At 65.4% G+C, this 15,513-nt stretch carries 12 protein-coding genes and 1 pseudogene; 4 read left to right on the forward strand and 9 right to left on the reverse strand.

All coding sequences use genetic code 11. From position 1 onward, the window contains the following. Nucleotides 1–15: 15 nt before the first annotated feature. The 3 genes and pseudogenes from QK290_RS04895 to QK290_RS04905 form a co-directional block, all read left to right on the forward strand. Nucleotides 16–501 carry a Fur family transcriptional regulator gene (locus QK290_RS04895; RefSeq protein ID WP_282329558.1) on the forward strand — a complete coding sequence of 162 codons (486 nt, stop codon included), beginning with the start codon at nucleotides 16–18 and terminating at the stop codon, nucleotides 499–501. A 7-nt stretch (nucleotides 502–508) separates the two neighbouring features. Continuing rightward, the gene (locus QK290_RS04900) at nucleotides 509–1,996 is read left to right on the forward strand and encodes a catalase (RefSeq protein WP_282329559.1); all 1,488 of its coding nucleotides are present in this window, start codon (nucleotides 509–511) and stop codon (nucleotides 1,994–1,996) included. 77 nt (nucleotides 1,997–2,073) lie between these two features. Continuing rightward, nucleotides 2,074–2,211 (forward strand): annotated as a pseudogene (locus QK290_RS04905) (DUF2461 family protein); the annotation flags it as partial. Nucleotides 2,212–2,395: 184 nt separating this feature from the next. Here the strand turns inward: QK290_RS04905 and QK290_RS04910 are convergent. From QK290_RS04910 to QK290_RS04940, 7 genes are all read right to left on the reverse strand, one after another. Continuing rightward, a complete protein-coding gene (locus QK290_RS04910; RefSeq protein ID WP_282329560.1) occupies nucleotides 2,396–3,961 on the reverse strand; it encodes an amino acid permease in 1,566 nt (521 codons plus the stop codon). A 176-nt stretch (nucleotides 3,962–4,137) separates the two neighbouring features. Further along, nucleotides 4,138–4,545 carry a DUF779 domain-containing protein gene (locus QK290_RS04915; protein WP_282329561.1) on the reverse strand — a complete coding sequence of 136 codons (408 nt, stop codon included), beginning with the start codon at nucleotides 4,543–4,545 and terminating at the stop codon, nucleotides 4,138–4,140. After that, the gene (adhP, locus tag QK290_RS04920) at nucleotides 4,545–5,567 is read right to left on the reverse strand and encodes an alcohol dehydrogenase AdhP (protein WP_282329562.1); all 1,023 of its coding nucleotides are present in this window, start codon (nucleotides 5,565–5,567) and stop codon (nucleotides 4,545–4,547) included. Before adhP ends, QK290_RS04915 begins: the two co-directional genes overlap by 1 nt. Before the next feature lie 63 nt (nucleotides 5,568–5,630). Continuing rightward, entirely contained in the window at nucleotides 5,631–7,154 is a 1,524-nt protein-coding gene (locus QK290_RS04925; protein WP_282329563.1) for an aldehyde dehydrogenase family protein, read from the reverse strand. A 126-nt stretch (nucleotides 7,155–7,280) separates the two neighbouring features. Then, nucleotides 7,281–8,684 carry a GAF domain-containing protein gene (locus tag QK290_RS04930; protein WP_282329564.1) on the reverse strand — a complete coding sequence of 468 codons (1,404 nt, stop codon included), beginning with the start codon at nucleotides 8,682–8,684 and terminating at the stop codon, nucleotides 7,281–7,283. A gap of 142 nt (nucleotides 8,685–8,826) precedes the next feature. Continuing rightward, nucleotides 8,827–10,281, reverse strand: a complete 1,455-nt coding sequence (locus QK290_RS04935) for an FAD-dependent oxidoreductase (RefSeq protein ID WP_282329565.1) — start codon at nucleotides 10,279–10,281, stop codon at nucleotides 8,827–8,829. 80 nt (nucleotides 10,282–10,361) lie between these two features. Continuing rightward, on the reverse strand, nucleotides 10,362–11,357 hold the full coding sequence (locus tag QK290_RS04940; protein ID WP_282329566.1) for a DNA topoisomerase IB: 996 nt from the start codon (nucleotides 11,355–11,357) through the stop codon (nucleotides 10,362–10,364). A gap of 120 nt (nucleotides 11,358–11,477) precedes the next feature. Between QK290_RS04940 and rarD the strand changes: the two genes are divergently transcribed. Further along, nucleotides 11,478–12,437 carry an EamA family transporter RarD gene (gene rarD, locus QK290_RS04945; RefSeq protein ID WP_282329567.1) on the forward strand — a complete coding sequence of 320 codons (960 nt, stop codon included), beginning with the start codon at nucleotides 11,478–11,480 and terminating at the stop codon, nucleotides 12,435–12,437. Nucleotides 12,438–12,572: 135 nt separating this feature from the next. Here the strand turns inward: rarD and gabT are convergent, their stop codons facing one another. Further along, nucleotides 12,573–13,943 carry a 4-aminobutyrate--2-oxoglutarate transaminase gene (gabT, locus tag QK290_RS04950; RefSeq protein ID WP_282329568.1) on the reverse strand — a complete coding sequence of 457 codons (1,371 nt, stop codon included), beginning with the start codon at nucleotides 13,941–13,943 and terminating at the stop codon, nucleotides 12,573–12,575. 84 nt (nucleotides 13,944–14,027) lie between these two features. Beyond that, a complete protein-coding gene (locus tag QK290_RS04955) occupies nucleotides 14,028–15,458 on the reverse strand; it encodes a gamma-aminobutyraldehyde dehydrogenase (RefSeq protein ID WP_282329569.1) in 1,431 nt (476 codons plus the stop codon). Nucleotides 15,459–15,513 lie beyond the last annotated feature (55 nt).

Genomic DNA, 15,513 nt, shown 5'->3' on the forward strand with positions numbered 1-15,513 from the left:
TGTTTCAATAGAGGCATGACGGAACACTTTGGCGGCCACGATGCATGGGCTGCTGCCCTGCGCGCCCACGGCCGCCGGGTGACCAGGCAGCGGCTCGCCGTGCTCACCGCCGTCGAACATCACCCGCACTCCCCCGCGGAGAGCATCCTGGCCGCCGCGCGCACCGAGCTTCCGGAGCTGACCGCGCAATCCGTATACGTGGTCCTCGGCGACCTGACCGATCTGCACATGCTGCGCCGCTTCGAACCGCCGCATTCCCCGGCCCTGTACGAGACCCGCGTCGGTGACAACCACCACCACGCCATCTGCATCAGCTGCGGCCTCGTGGAGGACGTCGACTGCGCCGTCGGACACGCGCCCTGCCTCACCCCGCACTGGGATGAGAACTCCAAGCCGATGACCATCCAGATCGCCGACGTGATGTACCAGGGCATCTGCCAGGACTGCCAGGCGTCCCAAAAACTTCCTTCTGAACGTCCCTCACAAGTAATCGAGAAATAGGAGAAAAATGACTGCGAACATCTCAACAACCCAGTCCGGCGCGCCCGTCACTTCCGACGCGCACGCACAGTCCGTCGGTGCCGACGGCGCCATCATCCTCACGGACCACTACCTGATCGAAAAGCTCGCCCAGTTCAACCGCGAGCGGGTACCGGAGCGCGTAGTGCACGCCAAGGGCGGCGGCGCATTCGGTACGTTCAAGGCCACTTCGGACATCTCCAAGTACACCAAGGCCGCGTTCCTGCAGCCGGGCGCTGAGACCGAGATGCTGATCCGCTTCTCCTCGGTTGCCGGCGAAGCAGGCTCCCCGGACACCTGGCGCGACCCCCGCGGTTTCGCCGTCAAGTTCTACACCTCCGAGGGCAACTACGACCTCGTGGGCAACAACACCCCCGTCTTCTTCATCCGCGACGGCATCAAGTTCCCGGACTTCATCCACTCGCAGAAGCGCCTCCCGGGCACCCACCTGCGCGACGCCGACATGCAGTGGGACTTCTGGACCCTGTCCCCCGAGTCCGCACACCAGGTCACCTGGCTCATGGGCGACCGCGGCCTGCCGGCCTCCTGGCGTGAAATGCAGGGCTACGGCTCGCACACCTACCAGTGGATCAACGCCGCGGGCGAGCGCTTCTGGGTCAAGTACCACTTCAAGTCCAACCAGGGCGTCAAGACCATGTCCGGCGACCAGGCTGAAGAGCTGGCCGGCTCGGACGCGGACTTCTACATCCGCGACCTGCAGGAAAACATCGCCGAGGGCAACTTCCCGTCCTGGGAACTGCACGTCCAGGTCATGCCGTACGAAGATGCCAAGGGCTACCGCTTCAACCCGTTCGACCTCACCAAGGTGTGGCCGCACACGGACTACCCGCTGATCCACGTGGGCACCATGGAGCTGAACAAGAACCCGGAGAACTACTTCTCGCAGATCGAACAGGCCACCTTCGCGCCGTCGAACTTCGTGCCCGGTATCGCCGCTTCCCCGGACAAGATGCTGCAGGCCCGCATCTTCTCCTACGCCGACGCACACCGCTACCGCGTGGGCACCAACCACGCGCAGATCCCGGTGAACCAGCCGAAGAACCAGGTCAACAACTACAGCCAGGACGGCGCCGGGCGTTACCACTTCAACGCCCCCTCAGTACCGGTTTACGCGCCGAACTCCTTTAACGGTCCCGCTGCCGTTGAGCCGGCTTCCCCGGCCGGTGGCTGGGAGAACGACGGCGAGCTTACGCTCTCCGCACACTCCCTGCACGCCGAGGACGGCGACTTCGTCCAGGCTGGCACCCTGTACCGCGAGGTGTTCGACGACGGCGCCAAGGCCCGCCTGCTGGACACCATCACCGGTGCTGTGGGCGGCGTGAAGATCGCCGAGATCAAGGAACGAGCCATCCAGTACTGGACCAACGTGGACGCCGAACTCGGCGCCAAGCTGCGCGCCAACCTGGGCACGGGCTCCCCTGATTCCGACGCTGAGGCTGCCAACAAGATCGGCTAGTTTCTCCGCCCCTTGTGGTGCAACGTCCGCCCCGTCACGGTTTCGTGGCGGGGCGGACGTGTTTCCGCAAGGACGGCTACAACACCCTCGTGCGGGATCCGGTCACGGCCCTGCTGGCCGAACTGGAGCCCCGGTTCGGGCCGGGCAAGATCTTCCGGCCCAACCGGGACATCAGGTTCTCCCAAGACAAATCGCCGTACGGGAAATCGCGGGGCTGTGGGACGAGTTGCGGCCCCTGGTGGACTGGGTAGGCCGGCACGCAGAGCCCTGACTCCGGACTTTCCTGTAGAAAATCGGCCGGATCACAAGGAGGGTTAAACGGCAGAGGCACCCTGCCACCTACGGGGTGGACGGGTGCCTCTGTGGCGAAGCAGCCTTGGCAGCTGCGCGGGTACGGGCCTACTGGCGGCTGAGGGCTTCGTCCTCGGCTGCTGCACGGCCGGCAAGGCCGGCGTCCGCGCTGGATTCCGTGGCGTCCACGGCGGACTTTGCTTCGGCGAACCTTTCGTTCAGGCGGGAGTGCCGCTGACCGTAGGCGAAATAGATCACCACGCCGATGACCAGCCAGCCGGCAAAAAAGATCCAGGTCTCCACGGCGAGGTTCGTCATCAGGTACAGGCACAGGACGGCGGAAACCACCGGCAGGACCTTGCCGAACGGAACGCGGAAGGACGGCTTCAGGTCCGGGCGCTTTTTGCGCAGCACCAGGATGCCCAGGCTCACCACCACAAACGCGGACAGCGTGCCGATGTTGATCATTTCCTCCAGCAGGTCCACGTTGGTCAGGCCGGCCACAAGTGCTACTGCGGCGCCGCAGATGATCTGGAGGCGGACCGGCGTCGAACGCTTTTCGCTGGTCTTGGACAGTGCGCGGGGCAGCAGCCCATCGCGGCTCATGGCCAGCACCACGCGGGACAGCCCCATCAGCAGCACCATGATGACGGTGGTGAGGCCGATCAGGGAGCCGAAGGCGATGACCTTAGCCGCGGTGGTATTGCCGACGGCCTCGAAGGCGGTGGTGAGGGTGGGGGTTTCAGCTGCCGCGAGGTCCGTGTAGGACACCATGCCGGTGAGCGCGAGGGACACCAGGATGTATAGCAGCGTCACCACGGCCAGGCCGCCGAAGATGCCGCGCGGCAGGGTCTTCTGCGGGTTCTTGACTTCCTCCGCGGACGTGGCCACGACGTCAAAGCCGATGAAGGCGAAGAACACCAGGGCAGCGCCGGCGAAGATCCCCAGAGTGCCGTACTGTGCAGGCGCGGCGCCGGTGAGGAAGCCGAAGAATGACTGCTTCAGGACGTCCGCGGCGCCGCTGGCTGTGGGTTCCGCCGCAGGCACAAACGGCACGTAGTTCTCGAACTTCACGTACGTGAAACCCACCACGATCACAAACAGCACCACGGCGATCTTAATCAGGGTGAAGACGTTGCCCACGCGGGCGGAGAGCTTGGTGCCCATAACCAGCAGCACGGTGAAGACGGCAACGATCAGGAACGCGCCCCAGTAGAGGTTCACGCCGCCGATCGACAGCGCCGGCGGCACGTCGGCGCCCATCAGTGCAAACACCTTGCTGAGGTAGATGCCCCAGTACTTGGCGATCACTGCCGCAGCGGTGAACAGTTCCAGGATCAGGTTCCAGCCGATGATCCAGGCGAGCAGTTCGCCCATGGTGGCGTACGTGAAGACGTAGGCCGACCCGGCGACCGGAATAGCTGTCGCAAACTCGGCATAGCACATGATGGCCAGGGCACACGTCACGGCGGCAACGGCGAAGGACAGCGTCACGGCGGGGCCGGAGAAGTTGGCTGCGGCCTTGGCGCCCACCGAGAAGATACCGGCGCCGACGGCGACTGCGACACCCATGATCATCAGGTCCCAGCTGCTCAGCGACCGCTTGAGCTTGCGTCCGGGTTCATCGGCGTCGGCTATGGACTGCTCGATGGATTTGGTCCGGAGAAGGTTCATAAGGAATTCCACAATCCTGATTTGTATTGGAAACAGACCCATCAACGATACTTGTCCACCCACTGGACGTTCACACCCGTCCCGCATGGTGAGACGCAACTAATGCCGAAGATAATTGCGAAAAGGCCCCTGAAGCCCTCCTTTGGAGGACCTCAAGGGCCTTTCGATCGAACCGTTTAGACGGGCCAGTCCATCAGCTTTGACCGGATCAGGAACCGTTTGCCTTCCGGCGACTCAACCGAGAATCCGCTCCCCCGGCCCTGGACCACGTCCACGGTCAGATGGGTGTGGCTCCAGTAGTTGAACTGCTCCTTGGACATCCAGAACTCGAGGGGCCACGGCTCCAGGCCGTCGGCGATGTCGAACAGCCCCAGGAGGACGTCAGCTTCCGCGGTGATGAACTCCCCGGCCGGATAACACATGGGCGAGGACCCGTCGCAGCAGCCGCCTGACTGGTGGAACATGAGGGGTCCGTGCTGGCCCCATAGTTTCCTGAGCAGTTCCAGGGCCTCGGCCGTGAGCGCCACGCGGGAGATGTCCTCCCCGGGCAGCGTCACTGCCGCGTCAAGCCTCGCCTCCATCATCAGTACTTGATGACGACGCGGCCGTCGATCTTGGCGTGTTTCATCTCGTCAAGAACGGCGTTGACCTCGGAGAGTTCCCGGGTGGACACCGTGGGATGGATCTTGCCCTCGGCGTAGAACTCGAGTGCTTCCTCCAGGTCCTGCCGGGTCCCCACGATCGAGCCGCGGACGGTCAGGCCCTTGAGCACAATCTCGAAGATCGGTGCCGGGAAGTCGCCCGGCGGCAGGCCGTTGAACACAATCGTCCCGCCCCGACGGGCCATGCCGATCGCCTGGCCAAAAGCAGACGGGTGTACTGCGGTGACCAGGACTCCATGGCAACCTCCGGTTTCGCGTTGGATAACTTCAGCGGGATCTTCGTGCAGCGCGTTGACGGTCAGCTCCGCACCATGCTTCTTGGCCAGGGCGAGTTTGTCGTCCGCGATATCCACGGCCGCTACCCGCAGGCCCATCGCCACGGCGTACTGGACAGCAATGTGGCCGAGGCCGCCGATGCCGGAAATGGTAACCCACTGTCCGGGCTTGGCTTCGGTCATCTTCAGACCCTTGTAGACCGTGACGCCGGCGCAAAGCACCGGGGCGATTTCGACGGGGTCCGAGCCCGCCGGGATGCGGGCCGCAAAACGCGTGTCCACGAGCATGTACTCCCCGAAGGAACCGTCCACACTGTAGCCTGCGTTCTTCTGCACTTCGCAGAGCGTCTCCCAGCCGGTCCGGCAGTACTGGCAGTCGCCGCAGGCGGACCAGAGCCAGGCGTTGCCGACGAGGTCGCCGACAGCCAGGTCGGTGACCCCTTCGCCCAGGGCAACCACTTCCCCTACGCCTTCGTGGCCGGGGATGAACGGTGGTGTCGGCTTGACCGGCCAGTCGCCCGCCGCCGCGTGGAGGTCGGTGTGGCAGACGCCGGTGGTGATGACCTTGACCAGCGCCTCACCCCGGCCCGGGGTTGGAATGGGGAGGGTCTGGATCTGAAGATCCTTGCCGAACTCGGTTACTACTGCTGCTTGCATTGTCGTCGTCATTGGCGAAATCCTTGCGTTGATAAAGCGTTGGAGCGGTGGAGGTGGTGCTGCCTTCCTGAGGGCTTAGAAGAAGCCGAGCTTGTTTTCGTTGTAGCTGACCAGCAGGTTCTTGGTCTGCTGGTAGTGGTCCAGCATCATGGAGTGGTTTTCACGTCCGATGCCGGAGGACTTGTACCCGCCGAACGCGGCGCCAGCCGGGTAGGCGTGGTAGTTGTTGACCCAGACACGGCCGGCCTGGATCTCGCGCCCGGCGCGGTAGGCGACGTTGCCGTTCCGCGACCAGACGCCGGCGCCAAGCCCGTAGAGGGTGTCGTTGGCGATTTCCATCGCGTCGTCGTAGTCGCTGAACCGGGCGACAGACACAACAGGTCCGAAGATCTCCTCCTGGAAGATCCGCATCTTGTTGTGGCCCTCGAAAACGGTGGGCTGAACGTAATATCCGCCGGCCAGGTCGCCGGCCATTTCGGCGCGGGCGCCGCCGGTAAGCACCTTGGCGCCCTCCTGCTTGCCGATGTCAATGTAGGAGAGGATCTTCTCAAGCTGGTCGTTGGAGGCCTGGGCGCCGAGCTGGGTTTCGGTGTCCAGCGGGTTGCCCTGGATGATTTTCTCCACCCGGGCCACGGCGTCGGCCATGAAGGAATCGTAGATGTCCTCCTGGACCAGTGCGCGGGACGGGCAGGTGCAGACCTCGCCCTGGTTGAAGGCGAAGAGCGCGAAGCCCTCCTGCGCCTTGTCATAGAACGCGTCGTCGGACTCGGCAACATCGTTGAAGAAGATGTTCGGGCTCTTGCCGCCGAGCTCCAGGGTGACGGGGATCAGGTTCTGGGACGCATACTGGCTGATCAGGCGGCCAGTGGAGGTTTCGCCGGTGAAGGCGATCTTGCGGATCCGCGGGCTGGACGCGAGCGGCTTGCCGGCCTCGACGCCGAAGCCGTTGACCACGTTGAGCACACCGGCGGGCAGCAGGTCACCGATGAGTTCCATCAGGACCAAAATGGACGACGGCGTCTGCTCTGCGGGCTTGAGGACCACGGCGTTGCCGGCTGCGAGGGCGGGGGCAAGCTTCCAAACGGCCATCAGGATGGGGAAGTTCCACGGGATGATCTGGCCCACGACGCCGAGCGGCTCGTGATAGTGGTAGGCGGTGGTGTCGTCGTCGAGCTGTGAAAGCCGGCCCTCCTGGGCGCGGACGGCGGCGGCGAAGTAGCGGAAGTGGTCCGCGGCAAGGGGGATGTCTGCGTTCAGGGTTTCGCGGATGGGCTTGCCGTTGTCCCACGATTCGGCGACGGCGAGCATCTCGAGGTTCTCGTCGATGCGGTCGGCGATCTTGTTCAGGACCGCGGCGCGCTCGGCCACGGAGGTCTTGCCCCAGGACGGTGCAATCTTGTGGGCCGCGTCCAGGGCGAGTTCAACGTCTTCCGCGGTGCCGCGCGCCACTTCGCAGAAGACCTTACCGGTGACGGGTGTGATGTTCTCGAAGTACTGGCCCTTGACGGGGGCAACCCACTCGCCGCCGATCCAGTTCTCATAGCGGTTCTTGAACGTGACCTTCGAACCCTCGGTACCGGGCTGTGCGTAAACAGTCATTGCTAGCTCCTTTGCTGTGCATGAAAGGTGGCGCCTGATGATGGCGTCCGCCGTTGGTTTCAGCGTAGGAGTGTGAAGGTTGCAGTCAGGTTGCGCGGGTGTGAGCCAGCTCACGGCCCCCGCTGGTCAGGCGCTGAGTTCAGCTTCCAGCCGCTCAAGGTCCGCAACGATGGCGGCCCGCTTCGGCGAGCGCAGCGGCAGCAGCTTCAGGGCGGCAGTCCGGACGGCGACGTCGTCCCTCGCTTCCGGGAGGGCAGCGTATTTGAGCAGCGTCTCGGCACTGCCGTCCGTCAGGACCGCTTCGCGCATGAGCGAGGAGACCCTGTCGCGGAGGTCGATGATGCCCGGCGCTTCGGAGCGCGGCAGCACGGCGCCGCGGTAGATTTCGAGTGCAATCCGGTGGGCGCCGCGCTGCAGACAGGTCAGCACCTGCCCGCTGTCCGGGACCAGGTCCATGGTGAGTTTGTACGGCCGGGATTCGGGGACGGCGGCCGGGTTGAGCTGCTGGAGGATCTTGCGCAACCGGACCATTTCCGCGCGGAGCGTCATGGTGGGGCCGTCGCCCGGGTAGAGCAGGAAGCTCAGCTCCTCGGCGCTCAGCCCGGCGGGGTGGGTGCTGAGCAGTGCGAGGATTTCACTGTGGCGGGCGGACAGTGCCACCGTTTTTCCTTCGATACTGAGCAGGGCCTGGTCGCGGGCCAGCAGCTGCAGGCTGTTGCGGTACAGGCTGCCTTCTTTAGCACCGCCGACTCCCCCGGCCCGCGCCGAGTCCGATCTGGCCGACCGTGACCCTGACGCTGTACTGGTGTTCCGCCGTCGGGCCGGCCGGCTGGCTAGGGTCGCCGCCAGCTGCAGGCGTTCAACTCGGAGCTGCGCCTGCGCGGCAGCGACGGTCGCCTCTACGAGGGACAGCGTGTGGGCCGCCACCGCACTGGCCTTGCCCGTAATGTCCACAACGCCCAGCAGCGCACCGGAATCCGGATCGTGGAACGGGACGGCGGTGCAGCTCCATGCGTGCACGGACCGCTGGTAATGCTCCGCCCCGGAAATCTGGATCCCGCGGCCCAGGGCCAGGGCAGTTCCGGGCGCACTGGTCCCCACCGTGGCCTCTGACCAGTCGGCGCCCGGGACGAACATCATGCCTTCGGCGCGGCGCTGCAGGGCGGGATCCCCTTCCACCCAGAGCAGACGGCCAACTTCGTCACCGACAGCAACGAGCAGGCCGCTGTCGTGGCTGGGCTGGACCAGGAGCTTGTGGATCACGGGCATGATGCTGGCCAAAGGGTGCTGCCGCCGGTATTCCTCAAGTTCGTCCGTCTGCAGGACAAGGGGTGCTTCGGGGTTGTCCGGGTTGGCCTGCAGTTTGACGGACCGCTGCCAGGATTCCCGGATCAGCCTGCGCAGCCCGGGGATTTCCGGCGCGTCCGGAAATGCATGGGCGCCAAGCTGCTCATGCGCGGCCAGGGCATCACGCTGGGCCAGCGTTGTCGCTTCGCCGTCAGATGCCGGCGGCAGGATCAGGTTCCTCATCGAACTCCCATCGGTCCTGCAAGTCTACTGGCCGCCAGCGCGAACCCTCCAGCGCCAGCCCACTTGCGCGAACGGACACTTGAGGCCCCTCTGGCTGGGGCCTCAAGTGTCCGTTCGCGCTGTTTTGGTGGGTGAGGCTGGGTCAGGCGCGGGAGATGCTGATCATTTCCTCGCGCGGGACTACCTTGATGCGTTCACGCACGACGGCGGCGGTCCCGTCGGTGCCCGGCTCGCCTTCGGTCCACGCTGCGCCGAGGGCTGCTTCGTGCGCATCCAGCTTGATCCAGCCCTCCCACGTGGTGAACTCGATGCTGCGCTCCTGCAAGAGGTCGATGATGGCCTGCGGATCAGGATTCTCCGCCGGGGGAAGCGTGAGCCGGTCCTCCAGCAGGAAGCCGATGGTTTCCAGGGCGTCGCCCTTGGTGTGGCCGATCAGGCCGACCGGCCCGCGCTTGATCCAGCCGGTGGCGTAGATGCCGGGGACGGGGGTGCCGTCGGCGTCGAGCACGCGGCCGCCCTCGTTGGGGATCACTCCGCGTTTGGCGTTGTATTCCAGCTCGTCCAGGGGCGAGCCGTGGTAGCCGATGGCTCGGTACACGGCCTGGACGGGGTAGTCCACAAACTCGCCCGTGCCCTTGACGTTGCCGGTGCCGTCCAGTTCCATCCGCTCAAACTTGATGCCGGCCACCTGGCCGGACCCGCCGTCGTCGGGGTTTCCGTAGACCTCAACCGGGCTGTGCAGGAAGTGCAGGTGCAGGCGGCGTGAGGACGGTTCTTCCGCTTCGGCGTGCTCTTCCACGAGCCAGTTGGTCAGCGTGTTCACCATGGTTTTGATCTGGTTGTTGCTGCGAATGGCGTCGTCGGAAGCCTCATCGAACTCAAAGTCCTCCGGGTACAGGACAATGTCCACGTCCTTCATGTGGCTCAGCTCGCGCAGCTCCAGCGGCGTGAACTTGACCTGTGCCGGGCCACGGCGGCCGAAGACGTGCACGTCCGTGACCGGTGAGTTCTTCAAGCCCTGGTAGACGTTGTCCGGGATCTCGGTGGTGAGGAGTTCATCGGCGTGCTTGACGAGCATCCGGGCCACATCCAGCGCCACGTTCCCATTGCCGATCACCGCGATTTCCTTGGCTTCCAGCGGCCAGTCGCGGGGCACGTCGGGGTGGCCGTCGTACCAGGACACAAAGTCGGCGCCGCCGAATGATCCCGCCAGGTCGATGCCCGGGATAGGCAGATCGGCGTCCTTGATGGCGCCGGTGGAGAAAATTACGGCGTCGTAGAAGGCCCGGAAGTCATGGAGGGTGAGGTCACGGCCGTACGTGACGTTGCCCAGGAAGCGGATGTCGCCCCGGTCCAGGACCTTGTGCAGCGCGTTCACGATCCCCTTGATGCGGGGGTGGTCCGGCGCGACGCCGTAGCGGATCAGGCCGTACGGGGCAGGGTAGGCCTCGAAAAGGTCGATGCTGACCTCAAAATCGCCGTCCTTAACACCGTTGGACTTGGTCAGGATGTCCGCCGCATAAACACCTGCCGGCCCCGCACCCACAATGGCAACGCGGAGTGGACGCTTGGAGGTGGTTTCGCCTGGGTTGGACACCGGGAGCCCTTCTGGAACGAGGAGATTGCGACGGAGACGCGCAGTGCAGCGCGCAGTGCAGTTGCGCACAATGTCCCATTCTAAATGTGTTCCAGCGGCACCACGTCGCCTTCCCGGTACAACAGCGCCCGGAGCTCGGCCTCCGCGGAGTCCAGGCGTTTGGGGTCGATGGTCTCCCCCGCGGCAAAGTGGTCCAGCAGCCGGGGATCAACATAACTTTTGCGCGCGATGGACGGCGTGTTCCCCAGTACCGCGGCAGCCTCCAGCATGGCCACGCTGATGGCGCCCTTCCGCGCCGAAACAGTCCTCTGCGGGCCGCTGCGCGCCAGGCTGATGGCGGCCGCCACGGTTCCGCGCAGCGTCCGGAAGTCCTTGGCGGTGAAGTCCAGGCCCGTCCGCTCCTTGACGTAGGCATTGATGTCCGCGCTGGTGACCGGCCGCCAGGTCCGGCCCTCCTTGTACGCCAGCAGCCTGGCATTTCCACCGCGGCGCTTAAGCGTCCGCACCAGGGCGGCGAGGTCGGCGTCGTGGATTTCCGATTCCCAGTCCTTGCCGCTCTTGGCCGGAAACTTCAGCTCCAGGCACTCCCTGCGGACGTGGACATGCGCGCACAGGAGCGTGGCCAGGCCGCGGCTGCCGTTCTCGTTGGTGTACCGCTCGGATCCCACGCGCAGGGACCCGCTGTCCAGCATCCGGAAAGCCGCCGCCAGTACACGTTCGCGGCTGGTACCGTCGCTGCGCAGGTCCAGGGTGACCAGCCGGCGGGCGGTGGGCAGCGACTCGGCCAGTTGCAGGGCGCGGTCAAACTTCACCCGGTCCTTCCGCTCGCGCCAGGCAGGGTGGTAGATGTACTGCCGCCGGCCCATCGCATCCAGGCCGGTCGCCTGGATGTGACCGTTGTCGAACGGCGCAATCCAGACGTCGGTCCAGGCCGGCGGGATGCCGATGCTCTCCAGCCTGTCCCGGACCGGCCCCGGCGGCAGCGTGGAGCCGGCCAGGTCCCGGTAGCTGAACCCCGTCCCGGCGGGCACGCGACGGTAGCCGCGGCCGTTCGCGTTGCTGCGGCGGAGCCTCACGGGACGGCCAGCTGGGAGTTCATCGGTTCCATGAAGGACAGCGTACTGACTATTGACTGGAATACGAGTCCAACAACTGGTGTTATTGGTTAGGTGCCTACTCCCCCTGAAACGAACTCCTTGCCCAAGACCGCTGTCACCGCTCCATCCGGTCTTAAGGCTGTGGACAAGGAGACGACGGCGGGAGTCCTGTTCGGGTTCGGCGCGTACGGGTTGTGGGGGCTGCTTCCCCTGTACTTCTTTGCGCTGATGCCCGCCGGAGCGGTGGAGATCGTGGCCAACCGCGTGGTGTGGTCCCTGCTTTTCTGCATTCTCCTGATCACCGTCACCCGGTCCTGGCGCGCGCTGGCCCGGGCGTTCCGGGACCGCTCGGTGTTCGGTTCACTGGCCCTGGCGGCTGCCCTCATTGCCGTGAACTGGCTGACGTACACCTACGGCGTCACCACCGGCCAGGCTGTCGAAGCCGCGCTGGGCTACTTCATCAATCCGCTGGTCTCGGTCCTCCTGGGTGTGTTCGTCCTCAAGGAGAAGCTGCGCCCCCTCCAGTGGGCCGCCGTCGGGATCGGTTTTGTGGCAGTAGCCGTGCTGACAGTGAGCTACGGCAAACTGCCGTGGATCGCGCTGACACTGGCCTTCAGCTTTGGGCTGTACGGGTTTGTGAAGAAACGGGTTGGCCCGAAAGTGGACGCGGTGACCAGCCTCAGCCTGGAAACCATCGTGCTGGCCCCGATCGCCGCGGCCACCATGGTGTTCCTGGGTGTCAGTGGCTCGGCCACCCTGGCCAGCCAGGGCCCCGGGCATTTCTGGCTCCTGGCGGCCTCCGGCGTGATCACCGCGGTGCCGCTGCTGTTCTTCGGCGCATCGGCCCGCCGGCTGCCCATGACCACCATCGGGCTGCTGCAGTACGTAGCCCCGCTCCTGCAGTTCATCGTGGCGCTGGTGGTCTTCCAGGAAGCCATGACCACCAGCCGCTGGATCGGCTTCGGGGTGGTGTGGCTTGCCCTGCTGCTGCTGACCGTCGACATGCTCCGTGCCACCCGAAAAAACTCGTTGGCAAGGAAGCGGGCCCGCACCTCGTAAGACGAGCGCGAACGAACACTTAAGCCCCACCCCCAGCGCGAACGAACACTTGAGGCCCTGGAAACGCGAGTTTCCAGGGCCTCAAGTGTTCGTTCGCGCCGTTGCGAGGGGACGCTAACTCTGTGGAGGTGAGTCCTAAGCGTTGGCCTTAATGGCCGCGGCGAGGACGTCCAGGCCGTCGTTCAGCAGGTCGTCGGTGATGACCAGCGGCGGCAGCAGGCGGATGACGTTGCCGTAGGTGCCGCAGGTGAGGATGATGACGCCTTCCTTGAGGCAAGCGGCGGCCACGGCCTTGGTCAGCTCGGGGTTGGGTTCCTTCGACCCGGCCTGGACCAGTTCGACGGCCAGCATCGCGCCGCGGCCACGAATGTCGCCGATCACGGCAGTCCCGGCGCCGGCGAGCTCAGCCTGCAGCTCCTGCAGGCGTCCCGTGGCAAGCTGCTCGATGTGGCGCGCGCGGCCGGCGAGGTTGTATTCCTCCATGGATCCGATCGCGGCCAGCGCGGCAGCGCAGGCAACCGGGTTACCGCCGTAGGTGCCGCCCAGTCCGCCCGGGTGGACGGCGTCCAGCAGGTCCGCGCGGCCGGTGATTGCGGACAGCGGCATGCCGCCAGCGATGCCCTTGGCCATGGTGATGATGTCCGGGACAACGCCCTCGTGGTCCACCGCGAACCATTCGCCGGTGCGGCAGAAACCGGACTGGACCTCGTCGGCGATGAACACCACGCCGTTTGCCTTGGCCCAGGCGGCCAGTGCCGGCAGGAAACCCTCGGCCGGGACAATGAAGCCGCCCTCCCCCTGGATGGGTTCGATGATGATCGCGGCCACCTGGCCGCCGCCGATCTGCTTCTCGATCATGGAGATGGCGCGCTTGGCGGCCTCCGCACCGGTGATCGAGGCATTCTCCTCGCGGTACGGGTAGCTCATGGGCATGCGGTAGACCTCGGGCGCGAACGGGCCGAAGTTGATCTTGTACGGCATCGCCTTCGCGGTCAGCGCCATGGTCAGGTTGGTGCGGCCGTGGTAGGCGTGGTCAAAGGCAACGACGGCGTCACGCCCGGTGGCGAGGCGGGCCACCTTGACGGCGTTCTCCACAGCCTCTGCGCCGGAGTTGAACAGCACGGTCCGCTTCTCGTGGCTACCCGGGGTCAGGCGGTTGAGCTGCTCCGCGAGGGCAACGTAGCTCTCGTACGGAGTGACCATAAAGCAGGTGTGGGTGAAGTGCTCCACCGCTTCCTTCACGGCCCCGACGACGGCGGGATCGGATGCGCCGACGCTGGTCACCGCGATGCCCGAGCCGAGATCAATGAAGGAGTTGCCGTCGACGTCGTGGATGATGCCGCCGTCGGCGTCCGCAACGTAGACCGGAACGGCGGAGGCGACACCAGCGGCGACCACTGCCTTGCGGCGCTCGGTCAGGGCGATGGACTTGGGGCCCGGGAAGTCGGCCTGGACACGGCGCTTCTGTTCCAGGCGGAAGGTGATTTCACTTGCTGTGGTGCTCATGGGAGTCGTTTTTCCTTGCTGAATGGGCCCACGCCGGCAGGGTTCCCTGGCCGAAGCGGAGCGAGGTTAGGGCGCCGGTGGGGACTAGGCGTCGAGTGCGCTCATGACGTGCTTGATGCGGGTGTAGTCCTCGACGCCGTACATGGAGAGGTCCTTGCCGTAGCCGGACTGCTTGAAGCCACCGTGGGGCATTTCAGCGGTGAGGAGGATGTGGGTGTTGATCCAGACCGCGCCGAAGTCCAGGTCGCGGCTCATCCGCATGGCCGTGCCGTGGTCGGACGTCCAGACGCTGGATGCGAGTGCGTATTCGACGTCGTTGGCCAGCTCGAGTGCCTCCGCTTCGGATGAGAACTTCTGCACGGTGATGACCGGGCCAAAGGTTTCCTTCTGGACGATGTCGTCGGTCTGCTTGGCGCCGGTGACGATGGTGGGTTCGAAGAAGAAGCCCTTGTCCCCGGCGCGGTGCCCGCCCGTAACAACCTGACAGTTTTCCGGCAGGTGCTCCACCACGGAGGTGACGGCGTTGAAGTGGTTCACGTTGTTCAGCGGGCCGAAGTAGTTGTCTTCGTCGTTCTGCGAGCCGGTGTGCAGGGTCTTTGTGTGCTCCACCATGGCTGCCACGACGTCGTCGTGGACCGAATCCTCAACCAGCACGCGGGTGATGGCGGTGCAGTCCTGGCCGGCGTTGAAGAAGGCGAACTCGGCGATGGCCGCGGCGCTCTTCTTGATGTCCGCGTCCTTGAACACGATGGCCGGGGCCTTGCCGCCGAGCTCCAGGTGGGCGCGCTTGAGGCCCTTCGCGGCCCCGGAGGCCACGGCGATGCCGGCCCGGACCGAACCCGTGATGGAGACCAGGCCGGGGACCCGGTGCTCCACCATCATCGCGCCGGTTGCGCCGGTTCCCAGAACGACGTTCAGGACGCCGGCGGGCAGGATGTCGCCGGCCAGGCGGGCCAGCACCAGGGTGGACTCCGGGGTGGTGTCGGAGGGCTTGAGGACCACGGCGTTGCCGGCCGCGAGGGCGGGGCCGATCTTCCAGATGGCCATCAGGAACGGGTAGTTCCACGGGGCAACCTGGGCCACGACGCCGATGGGCTCGCGGCGTACATAGGAGGTGTGGCCTTCGAAGTACTCGCCCGCGGACTTGCCCTCGAGGATGCGCGCGGCACCGGCGAAGAAGCGGAGCTGGTCCGCGCCGGCGGCCACTTCCTCGGACGCGATCAGGCTGCGCACCTGCCCGGTGTTGCGGTGCTGGGCCTCCACAAGTTCGTCACTGTTGGCCTCAACGGCGTCCGCGAGCTTGAGGAGCATCAGCTGGCGCTGCCCGGGGGTGGCGTGCTTCCAGGTCTTGAAGGCGTCCTTGGCCGCGGTCATGGCAGCGTCGACGTCGGCCTGGATGGACACAGGAGACTGCGCCACAACCTCGCCGTTGGTGGGGTTAACGATGTCCAGCAGGTCGGTGCCCGCAGGCGTGACGAACTCACCATTGATGAAGTTCTGCAAGGTTTGAACCACGGTGTACAACCTCTTTCATAAGGGAACATCAGCTGCAAAGCGGATGGTTGCGACT

Origin of the sequence: Pseudarthrobacter sp. AL07 (genome assembly GCF_029960665.1) — a bacterium.
Classification (GTDB): Bacteria; Actinomycetota; Actinomycetes; order Actinomycetales; family Micrococcaceae; genus Arthrobacter.

Coding starts and splice junctions, on each gene's coding strand:
- QK290_RS04895 (WP_282329558.1), top strand. CDS start 16: ATGACGGAACACTTTGGCGGCCACGATGCATGGGCTGCTGCCCTGCGC.
- QK290_RS04900 (WP_282329559.1), top strand. CDS start 509: ATGACTGCGAACATCTCAACAACCCAGTCCGGCGCGCCCGTCACTTCC.
- QK290_RS04910 (WP_282329560.1), bottom strand. CDS start 3,961: ATGAACCTTCTCCGGACCAAATCCATCGAGCAGTCCATAGCCGACGCC.
- QK290_RS04915 (WP_282329561.1), bottom strand. CDS start 4,545: ATGATGGAGGCGAGGCTTGACGCGGCAGTGACGCTGCCCGGGGAGGAC.
- adhP (WP_282329562.1), bottom strand. CDS start 5,567: ATGACGACGACAATGCAAGCAGCAGTAGTAACCGAGTTCGGCAAGGAT.
- QK290_RS04925 (WP_282329563.1), bottom strand. CDS start 7,154: ATGACTGTTTACGCACAGCCCGGTACCGAGGGTTCGAAGGTCACGTTC.
- QK290_RS04930 (WP_282329564.1), bottom strand. CDS start 8,684: ATGAGGAACCTGATCCTGCCGCCGGCATCTGACGGCGAAGCGACAACG.
- gabT (WP_282329568.1), bottom strand. CDS start 13,943: ATGAGCACCACAGCAAGTGAAATCACCTTCCGCCTGGAACAGAAGCGC.